The following is a 937-nucleotide window of genomic DNA, read 5'->3' on the forward strand; positions in this document are numbered from 1 at the left end:
ATTTTGCCTCTTATCTCTTACCTAAGAAAAGGTTTCTCTATCGTTTTATATAAACTGTTGTACCGGTAACTTCTTTGTCGCTCTCATCTTTTTTAGTTTGAGTGATAGTAAGTTTGTTCCCTGATAAACTAATTTCACTACTATAACTGCTACCATCTTGCTTTTTGTAGAAAATTGTATTACCTGAAACTGTGTAAGTCCCACTGTTTCTTCCAAGCTCTGTACAAGTGTCATTTTTTGTAGCATAACCAACAGATGAGAACTCTGTAGTAGTGAAAACTATATTTGTTCTCTTTTCACAATCTGTGTAGGGCTGAACTTCTCCATTAATAGTAGCACTTTCTAAATACCAAGTGCCTACTAAGTCCTTATTGCTCACGCCATCGTCCGATTTCCCACACGATGTTACAAAAAATGCTGCGGCTATAAAAGCCATTTTTAAAAGTTTTTTCATTTGCTTACATTGTTTGTATTAGTTCAACGGTGCAAAAATACAATTTTGCCTCTTATCTCTTACCTAAGAAAAGGTTCCTCTATCGTTTTACAAAAACCATTGTTATAGGAACTGTATTTCCATCAATATTCTCGGTGTCAATAAAGGTCAATTTATTTCCTGATAAAGAAACTTTAACAGCCTCATCATTAGTGATAATAGTATTGCGAGAAATGCGATAAGTATCTGTTTGTTTAGTCATTTGGCAATCATTAGCTACTCCCTCATACATAGTAAGTGAAATTTGAGTGTCAGTGAAAACAATATTTGTTTGCTTGTTACAATCGTTAAGAGGAGCAGATGTTTTCATCATAGTAACACTTTCTAAATACCAAGTGCCTATTAAATCTTTACTGTTAATGCTCGCACCATCGTCTGATTTTCCACACGATGTTACAAAAAATGCTGCAGCTATAAAAGCCATTTTTAAAAGTTTTTTCATTT

The 937-nt window shown here is 33.7% G+C and carries 2 protein-coding genes; both read right to left on the reverse strand.

The window, feature by feature from the left end:
- Positions 1-37 precede the first annotated feature (37 nt).
- Positions 38-454, reverse strand: coding sequence for a lipocalin family protein (locus HMPREF9073_RS08725; protein ID WP_009413404.1), 417 nt, complete (start codon positions 452-454; stop codon positions 38-40).
- A gap of 79 nt (positions 455-533) precedes the next feature.
- A partial coding sequence (locus HMPREF9073_RS08730; protein ID WP_009413405.1) for a lipocalin family protein occupies positions 534-937 on the reverse strand: 404 nt, incomplete at its 5' end.

This window comes from Capnocytophaga sp. oral taxon 326 str. F0382 (assembly GCF_000318295.1).
GTDB classification, from domain to species: domain Bacteria; phylum Bacteroidota; class Bacteroidia; order Flavobacteriales; family Flavobacteriaceae; genus Capnocytophaga; species Capnocytophaga periodontitidis.

What these genes read in the sequence shown, in the direction of transcription:
- HMPREF9073_RS08725 (WP_009413404.1), bottom strand. Translation starts at nt 454, where the DNA reads ATGAAAAAACTTTTAAAAATGGCTTTTATAGCCGCAGCATTTTTTGTA.